Annotated in this window: 15 protein-coding genes, 1 other RNA gene and 1 pseudogene; 5 read left to right on the top strand and 12 right to left on the bottom strand. The window is 51.0% G+C overall.

Translation table 11 applies throughout. The annotated features are described in order from the left end of the window. The first annotated feature begins 72 nt into the window (after positions 1 to 72). Positions 73 to 948, top strand: coding sequence for a DMT family transporter (locus SIL79_RS05530; protein WP_319619055.1), 876 nt, complete (start codon positions 73 to 75; stop codon positions 946 to 948). 35 nt (positions 949 to 983) lie between these two features. On the opposite strand, the gene SIL79_RS05525 is transcribed toward SIL79_RS05530, so the two are convergent. The 4 genes from SIL79_RS05525 to SIL79_RS05510 form a co-directional block, all read right to left on the bottom strand. Beyond that, a complete protein-coding gene (locus tag SIL79_RS05525) occupies positions 984 to 1,553 on the bottom strand; it encodes a BON domain-containing protein (protein WP_039035995.1) in 570 nt (189 codons plus the stop codon). Further along, positions 1,550 to 2,143 (bottom strand): phosphoheptose isomerase, encoded by a 594-nt coding sequence (locus SIL79_RS05520; protein WP_039035996.1) that lies wholly within the window; start codon positions 2,141 to 2,143, stop codon positions 1,550 to 1,552. The genes SIL79_RS05525 and SIL79_RS05520 overlap by 4 nt, the downstream gene beginning before the upstream one ends. A 96-nt stretch (positions 2,144 to 2,239) precedes the next feature. Then, on the bottom strand, positions 2,240 to 2,566 hold the full coding sequence (locus SIL79_RS05515; protein WP_039035997.1) for a YraN family protein: 327 nt from the start codon (positions 2,564 to 2,566) through the stop codon (positions 2,240 to 2,242). An 8-nt stretch (positions 2,567 to 2,574) separates the two neighbouring features. Further along, complete coding sequence (locus SIL79_RS05510; protein ID WP_039035998.1) at positions 2,575 to 4,404, bottom strand: penicillin-binding protein activator; 1,830 nt, start codon at positions 4,402 to 4,404, stop codon at positions 2,575 to 2,577. An 88-nt stretch (positions 4,405 to 4,492) separates the two neighbouring features. On the opposite strand from SIL79_RS05510, the gene rsmI reads away from it, so the two are divergent. Continuing rightward, the gene (gene rsmI, locus SIL79_RS05505; protein WP_162207140.1) at positions 4,493 to 5,335 is read left to right on the top strand and encodes a 16S rRNA (cytidine(1402)-2'-O)-methyltransferase; all 843 of its coding nucleotides are present in this window, start codon (positions 4,493 to 4,495) and stop codon (positions 5,333 to 5,335) included. Positions 5,336 to 5,379: 44 nt separating this feature from the next. Continuing rightward, an RNA gene (rnpB, locus tag SIL79_RS05500) (RNase P RNA component class A) lies at positions 5,380 to 5,749 on the top strand. Between the two features lie 724 nt (positions 5,750 to 6,473). Here the strand turns inward: rnpB and SIL79_RS20670 are convergent. The 8 genes and pseudogenes from SIL79_RS20670 to SIL79_RS05465 form a co-directional block, all read right to left on the bottom strand. After that, entirely contained in the window at positions 6,474 to 6,671 is a 198-nt protein-coding gene (locus tag SIL79_RS20670; protein ID WP_405130429.1) for a DUF1496 domain-containing protein, read from the bottom strand. A gap of 31 nt (positions 6,672 to 6,702) precedes the next feature. Then, entirely contained in the window at positions 6,703 to 6,843 is a 141-nt protein-coding gene (locus SIL79_RS05495) for a DUF1496 domain-containing protein (protein ID WP_226565729.1), read from the bottom strand. 492 nt (positions 6,844 to 7,335) lie between these two features. Further along, positions 7,336 to 7,728, bottom strand: a complete 393-nt coding sequence (locus tag SIL79_RS05490; RefSeq protein WP_152608477.1) for a hypothetical protein — start codon at positions 7,726 to 7,728, stop codon at positions 7,336 to 7,338. Between the two features lie 106 nt (positions 7,729 to 7,834). Then, positions 7,835 to 7,972 carry a class IIb bacteriocin, lactobin A/cerein 7B family gene (locus tag SIL79_RS05485; protein WP_160289603.1) on the bottom strand — a complete coding sequence of 46 codons (138 nt, stop codon included), beginning with the start codon at positions 7,970 to 7,972 and terminating at the stop codon, positions 7,835 to 7,837. Positions 7,973 to 8,198: 226 nt separating this feature from the next. After that, positions 8,199 to 9,446 (bottom strand): HlyD family secretion protein, encoded by a 1,248-nt coding sequence (locus tag SIL79_RS05480; RefSeq protein WP_233963004.1) that lies wholly within the window; start codon positions 9,444 to 9,446, stop codon positions 8,199 to 8,201. A 417-nt stretch (positions 9,447 to 9,863) separates the two neighbouring features. Continuing rightward, positions 9,864 to 10,004, bottom strand: a pseudogene (locus SIL79_RS05475) (IS256 family transposase); the annotation flags it as partial. Positions 10,005 to 10,080: 76 nt separating this feature from the next. After that, a complete protein-coding gene (locus tag SIL79_RS05470) occupies positions 10,081 to 11,730 on the bottom strand; it encodes a ShlB/FhaC/HecB family hemolysin secretion/activation protein (protein ID WP_233963005.1) in 1,650 nt (549 codons plus the stop codon). A 156-nt stretch (positions 11,731 to 11,886) separates the two neighbouring features. After that, entirely contained in the window at positions 11,887 to 13,107 is a 1,221-nt protein-coding gene (locus tag SIL79_RS05465) for a threonine/serine exporter family protein (protein WP_025889321.1), read from the bottom strand. Positions 13,108 to 13,322: 215 nt separating this feature from the next. Here SIL79_RS05465 and SIL79_RS05460 point away from each other — a divergent pair, with 215 nt between their 5' ends. Beyond that, positions 13,323 to 13,727 carry an MAPEG family protein gene (locus SIL79_RS05460; protein ID WP_039035849.1) on the top strand — a complete coding sequence of 135 codons (405 nt, stop codon included), beginning with the start codon at positions 13,323 to 13,325 and terminating at the stop codon, positions 13,725 to 13,727. 175 nt (positions 13,728 to 13,902) lie between these two features. Beyond that, positions 13,903 to 16,266: a YgiQ family radical SAM protein gene (locus tag SIL79_RS05455; RefSeq protein ID WP_319619053.1), complete on the top strand. Its 2,364-nt coding sequence runs from the start codon at positions 13,903 to 13,905 to the stop codon at positions 16,264 to 16,266. Positions 16,267 to 16,283 lie beyond the last annotated feature (17 nt).

Here is a 16,283-nt window from a genome sequence, read left to right as displayed (position 1 = left end):
AAAACATCATTTCAGTTTGGTTTTTAACCCGGATATGATGCCGCCGATTGAGAGTCGTTCAGGATAACCAAGATGCAGAGAACCGTTGCTATCGGTTTGATTTTATTGACCGTAGGAAATCTCTTCAGCGCTTTTTATGACGTATCGGTCAAGTGGTTACCGGATGATGCCAATGCGGCGACTTTCCTGCTGGTGCGCCAGGTGACAGCGGTACTTATGTTGCTGCCCCTGTGGCTCAAGGCCGGTCGCCCGGGGACTTCTCATTTTAAGATCCACCTTTGGCGTGCCAACACAGGAGCTGTTGGCGCGCTCTTTTTGATTATTGGCCTGATGGCGCTGCCCTTGGCGACTGTCAGCTCGCTATTCTATTCGGCGCCCCTGATGATCATGGTGCTCGGCGCTGTATTTCTGAAGGAACAGATCACGCCGCTGCAGTGGGGAGTTGCCGCACTGGGATTTGTCGGTATCTTGTTGATCCTAAAGCCTAGTGAACTGGAACTTGCCGGTATCGCGGTGTTGGTTTCTGCCTTTACCTTCTCCTTGAACCAGATGAGTTTGCGAAAGCTGCCCGGTACCGAAGCCGCCAGTCTGACTTTGCTCTGTTACAACTTGCTGAGTCTGCCGCTGACTCTGCTGGTGGCATTGTCGCAGCAACTGGCCGGGCTCAGTTGGCAACTGCTCGGGGTGGCGTTGTTATCCAATGCTTTCCTGCTGGCGTATCACTGGTTCTGTGTTCTGGCTTATCGCAGGGCCAAGGCCAGTGAAATTGCCGTGGCTGAATACAGCGGACTGATCTTTATTGTCTTCCTGGGTTGGCTGCTGTTCGATGAGTGGCTGGATACCCTGAGTTGGATTGGGGCTGCGTTGGTGGTGCTGCCAACCTTGTGCCTGCCCGCCATCGCCAAGCTGATGAAAACCCGTGAACTGAAAGCACAAGAGCCGGTATAACCGGCTCTTGTTTGCATAGACGAGGGATTTGGCTGTTAAGGGGTGACGTAGTCGAACACCTTGATCACCTTACGTACCCCTGCGGTATTGCGGGCGATTTCCACTGCCAGATCGGCTTGCTCTCGCTCGACTAAACCCAGCAGAAAGACTTCACCATTCTCAGTGATCACCTTGATCTTGGTGACATCCAGATTCTTGTCGTTGAGCATCCGTCCCTTGACCTTGGTGGTGATCCAGGTGTCGTTGCTGCGGGTGGTAAAGGATGTCGGGTTACCAATACGGATCTGATTGTGGATCTTGCCACCCAACTGTAGTTCTTTGACCAGCCGAATCGCCTTGTCTCTAAGCATGGAGTTGGGCGCCTGACCTATCATCAGTACATTGCCGTTCATACTGACGCCGGTGATATTGGTTTGATTCTTCAGATCCTCTTCCGCGCCCAACGCGCTGGAGATACTAAAATCGGCATTGGTATCATCCAACTGGGTCTTGAGCGAGCGCTCATCGTTGACCACCATGGCGCCGCCGACTGCACCCACCATTACGGCTCCGGCACAGCCGGTCAAACTGGTAAGCAGTAGACACAGGGGCAGCAGACGTCTCATTGATGCTCGTCCTGCGGGAACAGGGTACGGTCAATGTTGTCACACAGGCAGTGGATAACCAGCAGGTGTACTTCCTGAATACGCGCCGTGACGTTGGAGGGGACGCGGATCTCCACATCATTGGTGCTCAGCAATCCGGCCATGGCACCGCCATCTTTACCCGTGAGCGCAACTATGGTCATATCCCGGCTCAGTGCAGCTTCCATCGCTTTAATGACGTTGCCCGAATTGCCGCTGGTGGAAATGGCCAGCAGTATGTCACCGGGTTGGCCCAGTGCCAGGATCTGCTTGGAAAACACTTCGTCATAGCTGTAATCGTTGGCGATGGCTGTCAGGGTTGAGGTGTCTGTTGTCAGAGCTATGGCCGGCAGCGGTGGACGCTCCACTTCGTAGCGGTTCAGCAGCTCGGCGGAAAAGTGTTGGGCATCACCGGCACTGCCGCCGTTACCGCAGGCAAGGATCTTATTGCCACCCAACAGACATTGCACCATCATTTCTGCGGCCTTGGAGATGGACTCAGGCAGCGCCTCTGCGGCGTCAATCTTGGTCTGAATCGACTCGGTGAAGCTGTCTTTGATACGTTCTAACATGGATAAGTCCTTCACTATCAAGTGTTGCTATCATGCCATAGGCCGGTGGCTTTTTTCAGGCATAAAAGTGTAAATTTGTTTTGGATTAAGCGTTTACTAAAAAGCGTCTTGCAGCCATTTCACCTTGCCGCCATCAATGGCCAGTAGATCGAAGCGACATGGAGCATTGATCCTGTGTTGCTGCAGATACTGACTGGCGGCCTTGCGAAGCCTGGCAATTTGGGCCTGGCTCAATGACTGCAAAGCGCCACCGAATCGGCTGGGTGAGCGGTATTTTACCTCAACAAACACCCATTGGCTGCCCTGTTTCATCACCAAGTCCAGTTCGCCGAAACTGTAGCGCACATTCTGTTCGACAAAGGTCAGGCCCTGTTGTTCCAGATACTGGCGAGCCAGACGCTCGCCTTCCTGTCCCAGATCCATATGCCGGCTTACAGTGGCCGTAAAACGCCGCGTTGGTATTTGGCCCAGCTGAGCTGACGATCAATCACCCCATCCGGGCTCACCGTCAACTGGCCGCTGCGGCCATTGTACTGATATCCGGGGAAGGCATGCATCTGGGCCAGACGATTGACCAGTTGCAGGGCATCATAGCCCATCACATACAGGCGTTTTTGGGCGTTACCCCAGGTGGGCCACAACTTGTTGACCACCTCGGTTTCTTCACTGGCCTGCAGTAACCAGGGAATATCACTGATGGTGATATTGTTCAGTTCAATCGCGGTTTGCTTGGCATTGTCTTCCTGACGGGCGCGGCTGCTGGTATACAGCGGCACCTGCTCGGCAAAGACACTGAAATTGACATCGATAAAGGGTTTCAGCAGCGGTAAGTCCTGAATCCCCGAGATCATATAGATGGCATCGATATCGGTACGGGAGCGGAAGTCGGCCTTCACCTTGCTGCCGAGCAGTGCCTTAATGGCTTGGATCCGCGCCTTGCTGTCCGTTACGCCGAGGGCGCTTTCCACGGTTTCGCGCATCTTGTCGCCGTTGTCATAGAAGTGGACTTCGGCATCACTGTCGGTCAGTTCCATCCAGGTTTGCTTAAAGCTCTGGGCCATACGTTGGCCTACGGCATCATTGCTGGCAAGCAGCAGTGGCACCTGTATACCATCCTGATACATGCGTCTGGCGGCATCGCTGGCTTCCTGAGTGGGAGACAGGGCAAAGTAGTACTTATTCTGTTGCGGTTGCAGCTTATCTATTTGGTTGAGAAACAGTTGTGGCGGCGTACTTGCCCCGGCAGCTTGCTGGGCCGCCATCACTTGTTCCACTTCGTTTTGCAGCAGTGGGCCAATCACAAATTCGGCGCCGCTCTGCAGCGCTTGCTGATAGGCCTTATCGGCACCTTGGGCTGTGTCGAAGAAATTGAGGCTGACATTGCTGTCCGGTTCACTCAGATAACTGGCCAGTATGCCCTGACGCACTGTGTTGGCGACCCCGGCTCTTGGGCCCGAAAGTGGCAGCAGCACGGCGATATTGCTCGGTCTGTAAGGCTTGGCGCTGAGCGCCAGTTGCAGATCCGAAGGCAACTGCACCGCGGCGGGATGATAAGGATTACGTTTCTGCCAGTCACTCAACTGGCGGATCAGGCTTGAGGGATCCACCGCGTAGTGCTTGGCCAGATAAGCCAGCTGTAGCCAACCAGTAAATACGGCATCGCTCTCTTGAGCGGCAAAACTCTGCAGGGTTTCTTCCTGCAGTGGCTTGAGCAATTGCCAGATCTGGTCGTTAACCTCGCCGGTTGCCTTTACCGGCAGATACTGACTCAGCTGACTCAACTCACGCACTTGCTCCACGGGTTGTTGGTTGGCAGCAAACAGCCGGGCACGGGCCTGGTGATAACTGGCCCACTGCCAATCGGGTAGCTGCCAATTACCGGGATAATTCAAGGTATTCAGCGCTTCGGCACTCTTGCCGGTCAGCTCCTGCAGGCGAGCGCTGAGAAAACGATGCTCGGCCTGGATTTCATCCACCGGGCTCAGCCCGGCCTGCATTGAACGCAGAATATCTGCAGCGGCATCTGTATCCCCTTGCTTGAGGTAAGCATTGGCGGCCAACAACAGATAACGCTCGCGGTTTTCCTTGCTGGGCGCCTTGGCGGCAAATGCCAAATACTCGGCCGGGGCTTGCGGGGCACTGACCAGGGAAACGACGGCCAGCTGCTCTTTGTCTGCCGACGGCGTGCTGCCACAGCCCCACAGGCTGGCAAGCAGAATCACAGCAGAAATGTATTTAACTCTATTCAGGCTTTTTAACACAGGGCTTCACTCTGGTAAGATGCTGGCTCTAGTTTAACCTTCTATTGTGCCTGACGAAAGTCTCGGCACTTTCATCTCCGAGGTAGTTATGGACCTGTCGGTCGCGCTGTATATAGTTCCCACTCCCATAGGCAACCTGGGGGACTTGAGCCCCAGGGCTCTGGAAGTACTGAATCAGGTGGCGTTGATCGCCTGTGAAGACACTCGCCACAGCGGTAAATTGCTGAGCCACTTTGGCATAGATACCCGCACGACAGCGCTGCATGACCACAATGAACGTGCCCGGGCGCAGTGGATTGTTGAACGCCTCGGCGAAGGTGAAGCCATAGCGCTGATCAGCGATGCCGGCACGCCGCTGATTTCCGATCCCGGCTATCACCTGGTATCCCATGTGCGCGCCGCCGGTTATCCGGTGATCCCGCTGCCCGGCCCTTGCGCCGCCATTGCCGCGCTGTCGGCATCTGGCTTGCCCTCGGATCGCTTCTCGTTTGAAGGCTTTTTACCGGCCAAAGACAAAGGGCGTCAGGATAAACTGTTGGCGCTTAGAGAAGACCCGCGCACCCTGATTTTCTATGAGTCACCCCACAGAATTTTGCCCAGCCTCAAGTCGCTGGTGGCGGTTCTGGGGCCGGATAGGCAGATGGTGATGGCGCGGGAACTGACCAAGACCTTTGAAACCTTCCTCTGCGGTACCACGGCCGAAGTGTTGGCGCAGGTAGAAGCCGATGCCAACCAGCAGCGCGGTGAAATTGTGCTTATGCTGCACGGTTTTGTCAGTGAAGAAGCCGACGAAACGCCTGCAGCGGCGCTGGATACCCTCAAACTACTCTGTGATGAATTACCGCTGAAGAAGGCGGCCGCCATTGCGGCACAGATCCATGGGTTGAAGAAAAATGCTCTCTATAAAAAAGGGCTGGAGCTGGGCTGGTAAGGAAATGCCTTGGTGTGAAGCCCGCTATGGGCTATAATCCGCGCCGAGTTGGCCGGGCAGTCGCTGCGTTCGCAAGAACGGGGAGGAAAGTCCGGGCTCCATAGAGCAGGGTGCCAGATAACGTCTGGGCGGCGTGAGCCGACGACCAGTGCAACAGAGAGTAGACCGCCTGCCTTCGGGCCGGTAAGGGTGAAAGGGTGCGGTAAGAGCGCACCGCGCGGCTGGTAACAGTTCGCGGCACGGTAAACTCCACCCGGAGCAAGATCAAATAGGGTTCCACTATTCTTCGGAATTAATGCGTGGCTCGCGTTGGAACCGGGTAGATTGCTTGAGCCTGTGAGCGATTGCAGGCCTAGAGGAATGACTGCCGCTCCTTCGGGAGAACAGGACCCGGCTTATAGGCCAACTCACCTATTCTGTAAGTGGATGTTCTGTATGGTGTTTTTAGCTTTGTTATCAATTTTTGCTACAAAGTTTGGTACATCATGCAGTACATCCAGTTACGCAAAACTACCTATCATTTCGCTATAAAATCCCCCTGAGATTTCGTGCGTATCATCCTTGCGGTGAGATTCGTCGTTCCCTAAAGACAGATTGCTACAGTGTGGCTGTGGCATTGGTTGCAGCGAAATTTCCTGTCAGATTAACTCGCGACTAATACAAATAAGTGTCGCTAGAACCAACAACTCATACAGAATTGAATCCACCATTCAAAATAAAATTACCCTTTATAAATACTTCCACAATTATTACAGGAAACATAAACTTCATTTACCTCAACACCAATTATTGACCAAGAAATAATGTTTGTCGCTTCCAAAATAAGATTTTTCGGAGTACGTAAAACCCTAATTGAGTTAGAGCCACACTTTGGGCATCTAGCTTTGATTGGATTTTTCTTCATAATATAGGTGCCCACCATCAATATAGATGTCCGCCATAGAAAGTCCATGGCGGACCGTAAATTAAACCATCTCGACTTCAATGGTTGGTAGCATTGGTAGCAATGTTGTTTGTGTACCAAATAAATTAGCTAGCCAATGGAACCCGCCTGACACATTTTCAGTTTCATGTATAGTTAATTTGTGCATAACGTATTCCTTGTGTTGGAATTAAGAAGCATATTTAATACTATGTGCTAAATCTTGCTCCAAATAAGCTGGTCATTAGCCTTGCTTTTAACACATGCCATTACCTGTTCTAGCTGCTTAAGCCTAGAGCCTAGTGAGTACTCTTTCGATTCATAGTAACAATACTTCGTTTCATCTACTTTTTTATGGCTAACACTAGCAGACTTTAATGTCTCACAGTCACCTGCAAATGTAGATATAGGCATTAGAACCAATATTAATAATACTTTCATGAACTTAACCCCATGAGCCGTCTGATTGACATGTTAACACTTCTCCAGCCTGTTCTAACTTTGAACCGGTACTATACTCTTGACCAGCATATAAACAATTACCACCATTCACTTGTTCAATCTCATTGACAGTTAATTCTTTCATAATGCATTCCTTACATTAAACTACTAAGTTGTGTTTGCTTGATGGGCTCATCAAGCGCCCTTTCAAAGGCATGGTCGGCCGCAAAACCTTGACTGTGCCTTTGACTTAAGCAGCTTTCCATTGAAGTTAACCCAAACTGCCTAAGTACCAAGTTACGCTCCTTGCTGCTGTATAGATTCGGGTGTATGAAGTTGTCCTATGTGCATCACCAATACCCTATCTGTCTGTTTAATAGTTTTAGGGCGGTGTGCAATGATGATCCTGGTCATGGCAAGTTGATTTATTTGCTCGCGTATTCATTCATAGTGGCCACAGAATATTCGTGTTAGAAAAAGCTGTTGATATGTTCATGTGATAAACTTACAAAACTTACAAAACTTACAGTTATTAGCATCACTAAGATTGAACTGCAATTATCAGAGAAACAGTGCTATTAATGACTCCACTTAAAATATGGCTGCTTTAATAATAACTATTTAAACACCATGAGCCCTAACGTTTAATGTCGAAGCGGATAATAGTTGCTAATGCCAGTAAAATCAGTATTACACCTTCCACTATCTCTCCTTTGATAAAAAGCCAAAATCCCATGGTAAAGAAGGCGACTTCTGATAAAAAAATAATTTTAAAGAGTATGTTTGCGTCTTTCCAACTCAAGGATAATTTAATCCATCTAAAATAATCTAGACAGGTGTGTAAATCCAACTTGGTTTCTTCTGCACCTTTCAGATGGAAAACCCTAAAATCGATAGAAAACCATTTCTTAGTTGCTTGAACCTTAAAGTCAGTACCTTCATGCGAAAAATTGAAATTCTCTACAATTTTTCGTTCAGGAAGATCAGTATTTTCTCTATAAATTAATTTATCTCCGTAATAAATGTGCAATCCACAAAACCAGTTATTAACCAGGTTGTAGCATTTTCCTTCAAAATAGTACTTGTAGAACATAGTCAATAAGGCGCGAATATAGCCGCGCCCCTCCAAATATTACTTAGTGGATAGCCTTAGCTGCTTTATAAACTCTATATGACAAATACAGAGATTTTGCCATGTGAGCGCCAGCCATAACAGCAAGAGGTGCTATCCCACCATTCACCTGCACTAACTCGTCCATTTTTAATTCTTGCATAATACTTTTCCTTAACATGGATATTATGAGTGCTTGAAGCTTTCATCGGGTGACATTTCTTTCAAAATGTCTTCGAGCGTCTTTCAAAGATATGGCCGGCTGCGAAACCTTTGCCCTACCTTTTAGCCTGTTCGCCGATTAGTCACACTGCTACAGTGGACTCTGCTACATTTAAGGCAGCGTCAAACAAGCTAAATTCTACCAAGCTTATTTCACAAAGAGTCATTTAACCCACCCTGCCTTTGAGGTTATAGATGGGATCCAATAGCCAATCCGACAGCGAGCGTTTATCCAAAATAATGTCCGCTTCCAGCAACATCCCGGGCTTTAGCGCAAACTCTTCGCCGTAAGCATTAATGTTTTGCTGAGACAAGGTGGTTTGCACCCGGTAAACCGGTTCATCAAGCTGCACTGGTATATCCGCCTCGCCCTGCAATAGTAAAGATTTATCTATCCGCGACACAGTAGCTGCCAGAAAACCAAATCTCTGGTACGGGAATGCATCAAATCTGAGTCTCGCTTCATCTCTTAGCTTGACGAAACCCGCCGAACGTGTCGGAAGTAACAGCTCAGCTACCAACTGCGCACCCTCAGGAATGATGCTAAGGAGCGGCCTATTCGTCGGTAAGAACTCCCCTTCTTTTACCGCAATGGATGTCACCACCCCTGCTTCTTTGGCGATAATACTGAACTCATAGCCATTTTGGGTTTCATCAACCTGCCGCTGCACATCGGTTTTACGCCTGGCTATATCGGCAAGCCTCAATTCTGTTTGATGGGGGTGACTAGCGACCTCTGCCTTGGCTTCATTTAACTGAGCGCTAATATTAACTATGTTAGACTTGTTGGATTCCATTTCCTGTGCAATTTGCAATAATTTTTGCTGCTGAGATTGATGTTCTGTTTCCGATAAATAACCATTGCTGTATATTTTATTGAAACGCTCAAACTCTTGTTGTTGTAACTTGTGTTTTTTATCAAGCAGTAACTGTTGGCGCTCAAGAACCTTTTCAGTCTCGGTCAAATCCAGAACCTTCTGCTTAAGCCGCTGCAAATCTAGTTTAGCCACCAAAACAGTATTTTTCTCATCTTGCTCAAGTAAGGATAATTGCGACTTTAACCCTGAAAGCAAGGTTTCACTCAGGTCAATCCCATTTAACTGTGGTCTTGATAATAAAACTTTAGCGATTAATTCTCCTTTCTGAACCTTCGAACCTCCTTTTACATAAATACTTTCAATAGTACCAGAGCGACTGGAATAAACTTTTATAACACCTGAACTAGGCACTAAAAAACCTTGCACCGTCTCTTTACGAGAATACTCAGAAAGGAATAGAAATGAAATGCAAGTTGATACAGTGAAGAGAAGAGGAAAAACGATAAGATACACGGATATATGTTGAGCTAGGGATATACTCCCCAGTAACCTCTTGCTGGAATAATCAAGTGCTTCTTTTCTAAAGAGTCCGTTCATTTAATAGTTCCATTTTTGGTTATTAAATCTGAACATCAAAGAGTTTTGAACGTACGTCAGAATAATCACGTATCAGATAAATTGTCAAATTAAATATTCAATAAACATCAACTGGTCATACCTTGCGGGTGGTGTAGCTTGTTTACCGAATGGGTGGATATTAAAAACCTTGGCTTTACCGAACAAGTGAATATTTAATTAACCGTCACTAAACTGGTAAAGTTAATAATTAATATCAAAACACATCAGAGTATAGTTAATTACAGTGTCAATTTGATGTTGTTTTTCTAAATCAAGAATTTATAAAGACGTTTTGAACAGGTCGTTGAACGAATAACAACTGCCTTAAGGTATTGTTCGGTTTCGTCACCATCATCCCTTAATGCATACCTAAACCCAGAATTTTGTTTATTGCCGATGTTGGTCGAGCTCAACATTGAGGGCCGCTTCAGTAAGCTGTTTAATGAGTGGGGTGAGAATACCATCTTTGCCGGTCAGGTCTTTACCTGCACGCAGAGCTTCAATGGCGGCTTCCATGTCGAATGTAGGTTTGGTCATTTGAATATCCTTTTGGGTGTATATTACTCAAATGACACAGATTTATGAACACTACCCTGAGGTGGGCAAAGTCAGCCTAGAAACTCTGCTTCACTTGAAAGCGCCATTCCCAGCCGTCCACTTCATCGCCCCGGGTAAAGGGCACGCTGAAATCTATGTGGGCGACATGACCATAACTGGAGCGGGAAGAGTAGACTCTGGCACCTATACCGACTGAGCCTATGGGGCCTGAGACTTCGTTGTCATTGGCCATGGCACCACCAAAGGCCTGACCGACATCGATAAAGGCGGCCCAGCCCAATTCTGCCAGTTGGTAGAGGTTGATATTGGGGTAATAGCGGATTTCGCCGGTCAGCAGCCATTGATTATCACCGTGCTGGTAGTCGTTGGGATAACCGCGAATGCCGGTTTCATCCCCCAGCGCAAAGGGACGGTCGATATAGTTGTTGTTGGAGTTGGATAGCCGCACCTTGGAGTAGGCGGTCCACTTGGGGGTGAACTTATAGAAATACTCGGCGGCAACATTCACTTGATAAAAGTCCCGTTGCCGGGTGGCCAGGGTGGCTTCACCGCCAAATGCCAGCAACAGCAGCTCCTTGCCTTCAAAATAGCCGCGACTGCTGCGCCAGTTGAGGTGATAACCCAGGCTATCACTGTCTTTGGTTTCCAGCCCCAATTTAACGCTGTGATGCCAGCCGAGGTTGAAGTCTTCGTTATAGTTGACCAGGTGAATATTGGTCAGTACCCGAAAATCATCCTGCAAGTATTCCCATTCTACCCAGGGGTAGAGAAAGTCTCTGTCCTGAGGCAAGGGCTGCTGCGGGTATTGAGGCAGGGCGTAAAAGCTGTGCTTATCCTGAGTAACTCCAAGGCGTAATCTTTGCCGGCTCTGGTTTTCTTTGGCGAACATAAAGCCCCAGTAGAGGTTGCGATAGCGGAGCTCTTCATTGAATTCGTTGATGTCGAGGCCGTTTTGGCGAATGGTGTCGATTCTGTCTTCATCCAGATACTCGGCGCCGTAGGCGCGGGTGTCGTCAAGGGTATAGAAAGGCTTGTCAAAATACAGCTGTTTGGCCTGACCATCGCTGTTGTCATAGAAGTTGGCCGCTACAGTGGCGTTTTTGATTATGTTCAGCGGCATTTCGAATGCCACCTTGTAGCCGGTTCTGTCCTCGTCGGATTGGTACTTCAAACGGGTGCGGATCCCCAGACCCAGAATATTGTCGTCTTTCAACCCGACAGAGAAGCTGTTGTTGCCGCCGCTGCGTCCCAGGCTGATGGTGGGCAGCAGCGACCATTGATCCCAGGTTTCTACCAGCAAGGTTTCACCATCAGGCTGTTGATCGGCGCTGGGGTCGGCCTTGACCACAGAGATCTTGGCGTCTCTGAGATAGGGCTCACGCCTGAGAATTCGCTGCGCTTCTTCCAACTGCCTTGGGGTCACTTCCTGCCCTTCCTGAATACTGAGGCGATTGAGGATCACCGATTCCCGGGTATTGATATGCAAGGTGTTGGCCCAATTGTGCAGGAAGATGGCATTCTTGGCTGACTCGTCGAAAATCGGGTTGCTGACCACCACAATATTGCCAACCTTGAACCGCTCAGGGAGTGGATTTTGGCCTTGGGAAGACGAGGTTACGCCATCGCCTGCGGTGCTGGTTCCGGCCAAAACGGAGAGGCTGGCAAACAGGGTTGCCAGAAGCAAGACACTGCGGCTTATTGCCATAGACTGCCTCCTCTCGGTAGTGAATATCGGGCTGATATTCACACTTCAATAACACAACCGAATAGGCGGTTAGTCAAGGCGACCGTCGAAATAAAGTAATGATTTAGCTTGTAATAAACTATCTTTTCCCGGCGCGAATGCCCACGGCAGCTGTGTTTAGAGAGTATTTCTCGGCGGCACCACCACGTTGGAGAAGATGAGCCCGGCGATCAGCGACATAAAGATCAGAAAGATCTGCGACCCCAGATGCGACTGGTTCAACATGGTTTCACCCGAGATCAGCACATTGAGGCCGATATAGGTCTTGGAGCCAGGCACCAGGATGACTATCCCCTGCAGCAGGGCAATGGAGGCCGGTGCCTTCATCCAGCGGGCAAACAGGTTGGCGTAAATACCCACGGCCAGGGCGCCGAAGAAGATCCCCAGAGAATCCCCCAGATAGAGGCCGCCGAACATGGCAGAGAAGAAGGCCACAATACCCGCCAGTACGCCCCAAGGGGCATCTTTGAGCCTGGCCTTGAAGATAAACACCAGCGCCATGGAGAGGATGGGCACTGCCGACCAGATGGCCCAGCGAGGCAGTGGCATGGGTTCGATATAGAGGGATTCTCCGAACAGGGCATTGCCTATTGCCACGCCGAGTACGGCACCGAAGTAGAGCTTGAACAGCAGCATTACCGCATCCATGATCCTCATGGTGCCTGACATAAGATCCCTTGCCGCCAGTTCGGCCAGGCCCAGGGTCAGTGCCAGGCCGGGAATAAAGACGATGATCCCCGACAGCACCACCACAGGGATATTCAGCCCGGCATCCAGTTGCGCCAGGCCGCAGGCGGCGAAACCGGCCAGCATGGCGGCCAGGGGTTCCAGCAGTTCGGCCATCCTTCGCGAGCGCTCGGCGCTGAATACCAAGCCATAGACCAGCATGCCTATCAAGGCCGACCAGAATACATCATTCCAGCTGCTGCCCATCAGCATGGCAAAGGCGGCGGCCGAGGTACCAAAGGCGCCCAGGGTTAACATAGGGCCATAGGGATTGGGCTTGTTGGCTATCTCATCCAGCCGTTCCAGCGCTTCACTCAGGCTGCGTTGCCCCAGGCTCAGTTCCTGCACCAGGGCGTCGGTGCGGGCCAGCGAACCCAGATCCAGCTCGCCGGGTTTGACCCTGGCAACATGGTTGTATTCCTGATCTGTGTCGTGCTGTAGCACAAAGGTCATCGAAGTGGGGGAGATCAGAAAATAGCCTTCGATGCCGAGCGTCTTGGCCACTGTCTGCAAGTGGGTTTCGAGCCGATAAGCCGGGGTGCCGAATTTATGCAGAGCCTTACCCAACTTGATGATAAAACGGCGCTTTTCAATGAATTCTTGATTATCCACTCGGTTTCCCACTGTGCCCTTGATTGGATGGACGGCTTTTGGCCCGCGCGGATTCTACAGCAAGGGTAGTGAATCCGGTTAATGACATTTTAAAAATTATTTCCTTTATGTGAGCCTAAGTGCAAGCTTGTTGCGTTAAGGTTGGTGTGCGCACCTGGATTTTGTGGGGCCAATAGGGGCTGAATAGAGAAGGTTAAAAAGGAGAGTTTGAAATTATGTCATTGTTTATATCGGGTTTTTATGCCGCTCTGACGGGGCTTTTGGTCTTGGTTTTGGCCTACCGGGTGGTAGGGCTGCGCCGTGCTTACAAGATAGGCCTGGGCGATGGTGGTAACGATGCACTGTATCTGGCCAACCGGGTGCACGGTAACCTGCTGGAAAATGCCCCGATAGCCTTGCTGCTTTTAGTGCTGGCCGAAGCCAACGGCATGGCCGGCGTTTGGTTACATCTACTGGGGACGATTTGGCTGGTGGCCAGATTGCTGCATGCCATAGGTCTGACCCAGGGTAAGGGCGGTTACCACCCGGGCCGATTCCTCGGCACCTTGTTCACCTGGATAAGCATACTTGTGCTGGCGCTGTTTAATCTCTGGCAGTATGTGGGGCGCTTGCTGCTCTGAACCCGAGAGAAGCCACAATCTAAGTAGGGCCTTGGCTTGCAGGCACAAGCAAGGGGTACAAATAGTCGGCAGTTGGTGAAAAATCAGTCACACTTAACCCGGCTAGCCTGTTATACTCCGCGGCCCTGAGGCAGCGTGGCTGCCGTGTGTCGAATCCTCTGATGGTCAGTCTCAAATGCAAGTCGAATCCAGCTTATTTCAGTATCCCAAGTATTGGGCCGAGTGTTACGGCACGGCCCCCTTTCTGCCCATGTCCCGTAAGGAGATGGAACAACTGGGATGGGACAGCTGTGATGTGATCCTGGTGACCGGTGATGCCTATGTGGATCACCCCAGTTTCGGCATGGCGGTGATTGGCCGTTTGCTGGAAGCGCAGGGATTCAGAGTGGGGATCATCTCGCAGCCGGATTGGTCCAGCAAAGAGGCCTTTATGAGCCTGGGTAAGCCGAATCTGTTTTTCGGGGTCACTGCCGGCAATATGGATTCGATGATCAACCGTTATACAGCCGATCGTAAACTGCGCCACGACGATGCCTATACCGCAGGCAATGAAGGCGGCAAGCGCCCGGATCGCGCCGTGACTGTATATACCCAACGCTGTAAGGAAGCCTTTAAAGAGGTGCCCGTGGTCATAGGCGGTATCGAGGCCAGCCTGCGGCGGATTGCCCACTATGACTATTGGTCCGACAAAGTGCGCCGCAGTGTGATTTTTGATGCCAAGGCCGATATCCTGATCTACGGCAATGCCGAGCGGCCGCTGGTGGAAGTGGCGCACCGTCTCGCCAAGGGTGAAACCATGGCGCAGATGCAGAATATCCGTGGCACAGCGGTTATCCGAAAAGAGCCACTGCCAGAATGGCGCGGCATGGACTCGCGCAAGATAGATCAGTTGCATAAAATTGACCCCATCCCCAATCCCTATGGCGCCGATGATGTCGGCTGCCAGAACTTGTCCGGGCCATCTGACAAGAAGATCTTCGACAACGATGCTCCCAAGCCCATCAGTGTGCAGCCACCCAAGCCAAGACCCTGGGAGCAGACCTATGTGTTGCTGCCGGCCTTCGAGCGGGTGAGTGAAGACAGATACCTGTACGCCCATGCATCGAGGATTTTGCATCAGGAGCAGAACCCAGGTTGTGCCAGAGCCCTGTTCCAGCCCCACGGCGACCGTGGTGTTTGGGTCAACCCACCGGCCTGGCCGCTCAACACAGATGAGATGGATGCGGTATTCGACTTGCCTTACGCCAGGGTGCCACACCCGGTTTACGGCAAGGCCAAGATCCCGGCCTACGACATGATCAAGACCTCAATCAATATCATGCGAGGCTGTTTCGGTGGCTGCTCATTTTGCTCGATAACCGAGCATGAAGGGCGCATTATCCAGAGCCGCTCGAAAGAATCCATTATCAAAGAAATTAAAGATATACAGCAGAAAGTGCCCGGCTTTACCGGGGTGATTTCCGATCTCGGCGGCCCAACGGCCAACATGTATCGCCTCGGCTGCAAGAGCGAAAAGGCCGAAAAGACCTGTCGGCGCTTATCCTGTGTCTTTCCCGGCATCTGTGGCCATTTGGACACAGATCATCAGCACACCATAGATCTGTACCGCGCCGCCCGGGATGTTCCCGGGATCAAGAAGGTGCTGATCGCCTCCGGCGTGCGGTATGACCTGGCGATTGAAGATCCGCGTTACGTTAAAGAGCTGGCCAAGCACCATGTGGGTGGCTATCTCAAGATAGCGCCGGAACATACCGAAGAGGGGCCTTTATCCAAGATGATGAAGCCAGGTATGGGCACCTACGACAAGTTCAAGGAGCTGTTCGACCAATACTCGGCCGAAGCGGGTAAGCAGCAGTATCTGATCCCCTATTTTATTTCCGCTCACCCGGGCACCACGGACGAGGACATGCTCAACCTGGCGCTGTGGCTCAAAGAGCGTAAGTTTAAGCTGGATCAGGTGCAGAACTTCTACCCATCGCCTATGGCTAATGCCACGACCATCTACCACACAGAGCTGAACTCGTTGAAAAACGTCAAACACAGCAGCGAACAGGTGCCGGTGGCCAAGAAGGGGCGTCAGCGGCGACTGCACAAGGCCTTGCTGCGTTACCACGACAGCGCAGGTTGGCCGCTGATCCGCGAGGCGCTTATCGCCATGGGGAAACAGCATCTTATCGGCACCGGGCCACAGCATCTGGTGCCCCCGGAAGGCCGCGCCGAAGCCTGGGCCGGTAAGCATAACCGCAAGGGGGCCGACAAGGGTCGCCAGGGACTCACCCGTTTCAGCGACAATCAGTTTGCAGAGCGCAGCGGCAAAGCCGCCAAGGGTAAGTCCACCGAAGGGGCCAAAGGCGGTAACAAGGCCGGAAAAGGCAAGGGCGGCGACCACACAACAGGCCAACCGACAAAAGCTAAAGGCTCCAAGCCCGGCAGTGGCAGAGCCAGACCCGGAGCCAGGCCCGTCTTTGGCCATGCACAAAGCCATGCTCAGGGTAAAAATCAGGGCAAAAGTCAGGGCCAGAGTAAGAAGTCAAAGTAAAAAGCCAAGACGATAGA

This window comes from Shewanella indica (assembly GCF_033842865.1).
Lineage (GTDB): Bacteria > Pseudomonadota > Gammaproteobacteria > Enterobacterales > Shewanellaceae > Shewanella > Shewanella indica.
The sequence above is the reverse complement of the archived record's forward strand: the minus strand, read 5'-3'. Positions and strand labels throughout refer to the sequence as shown.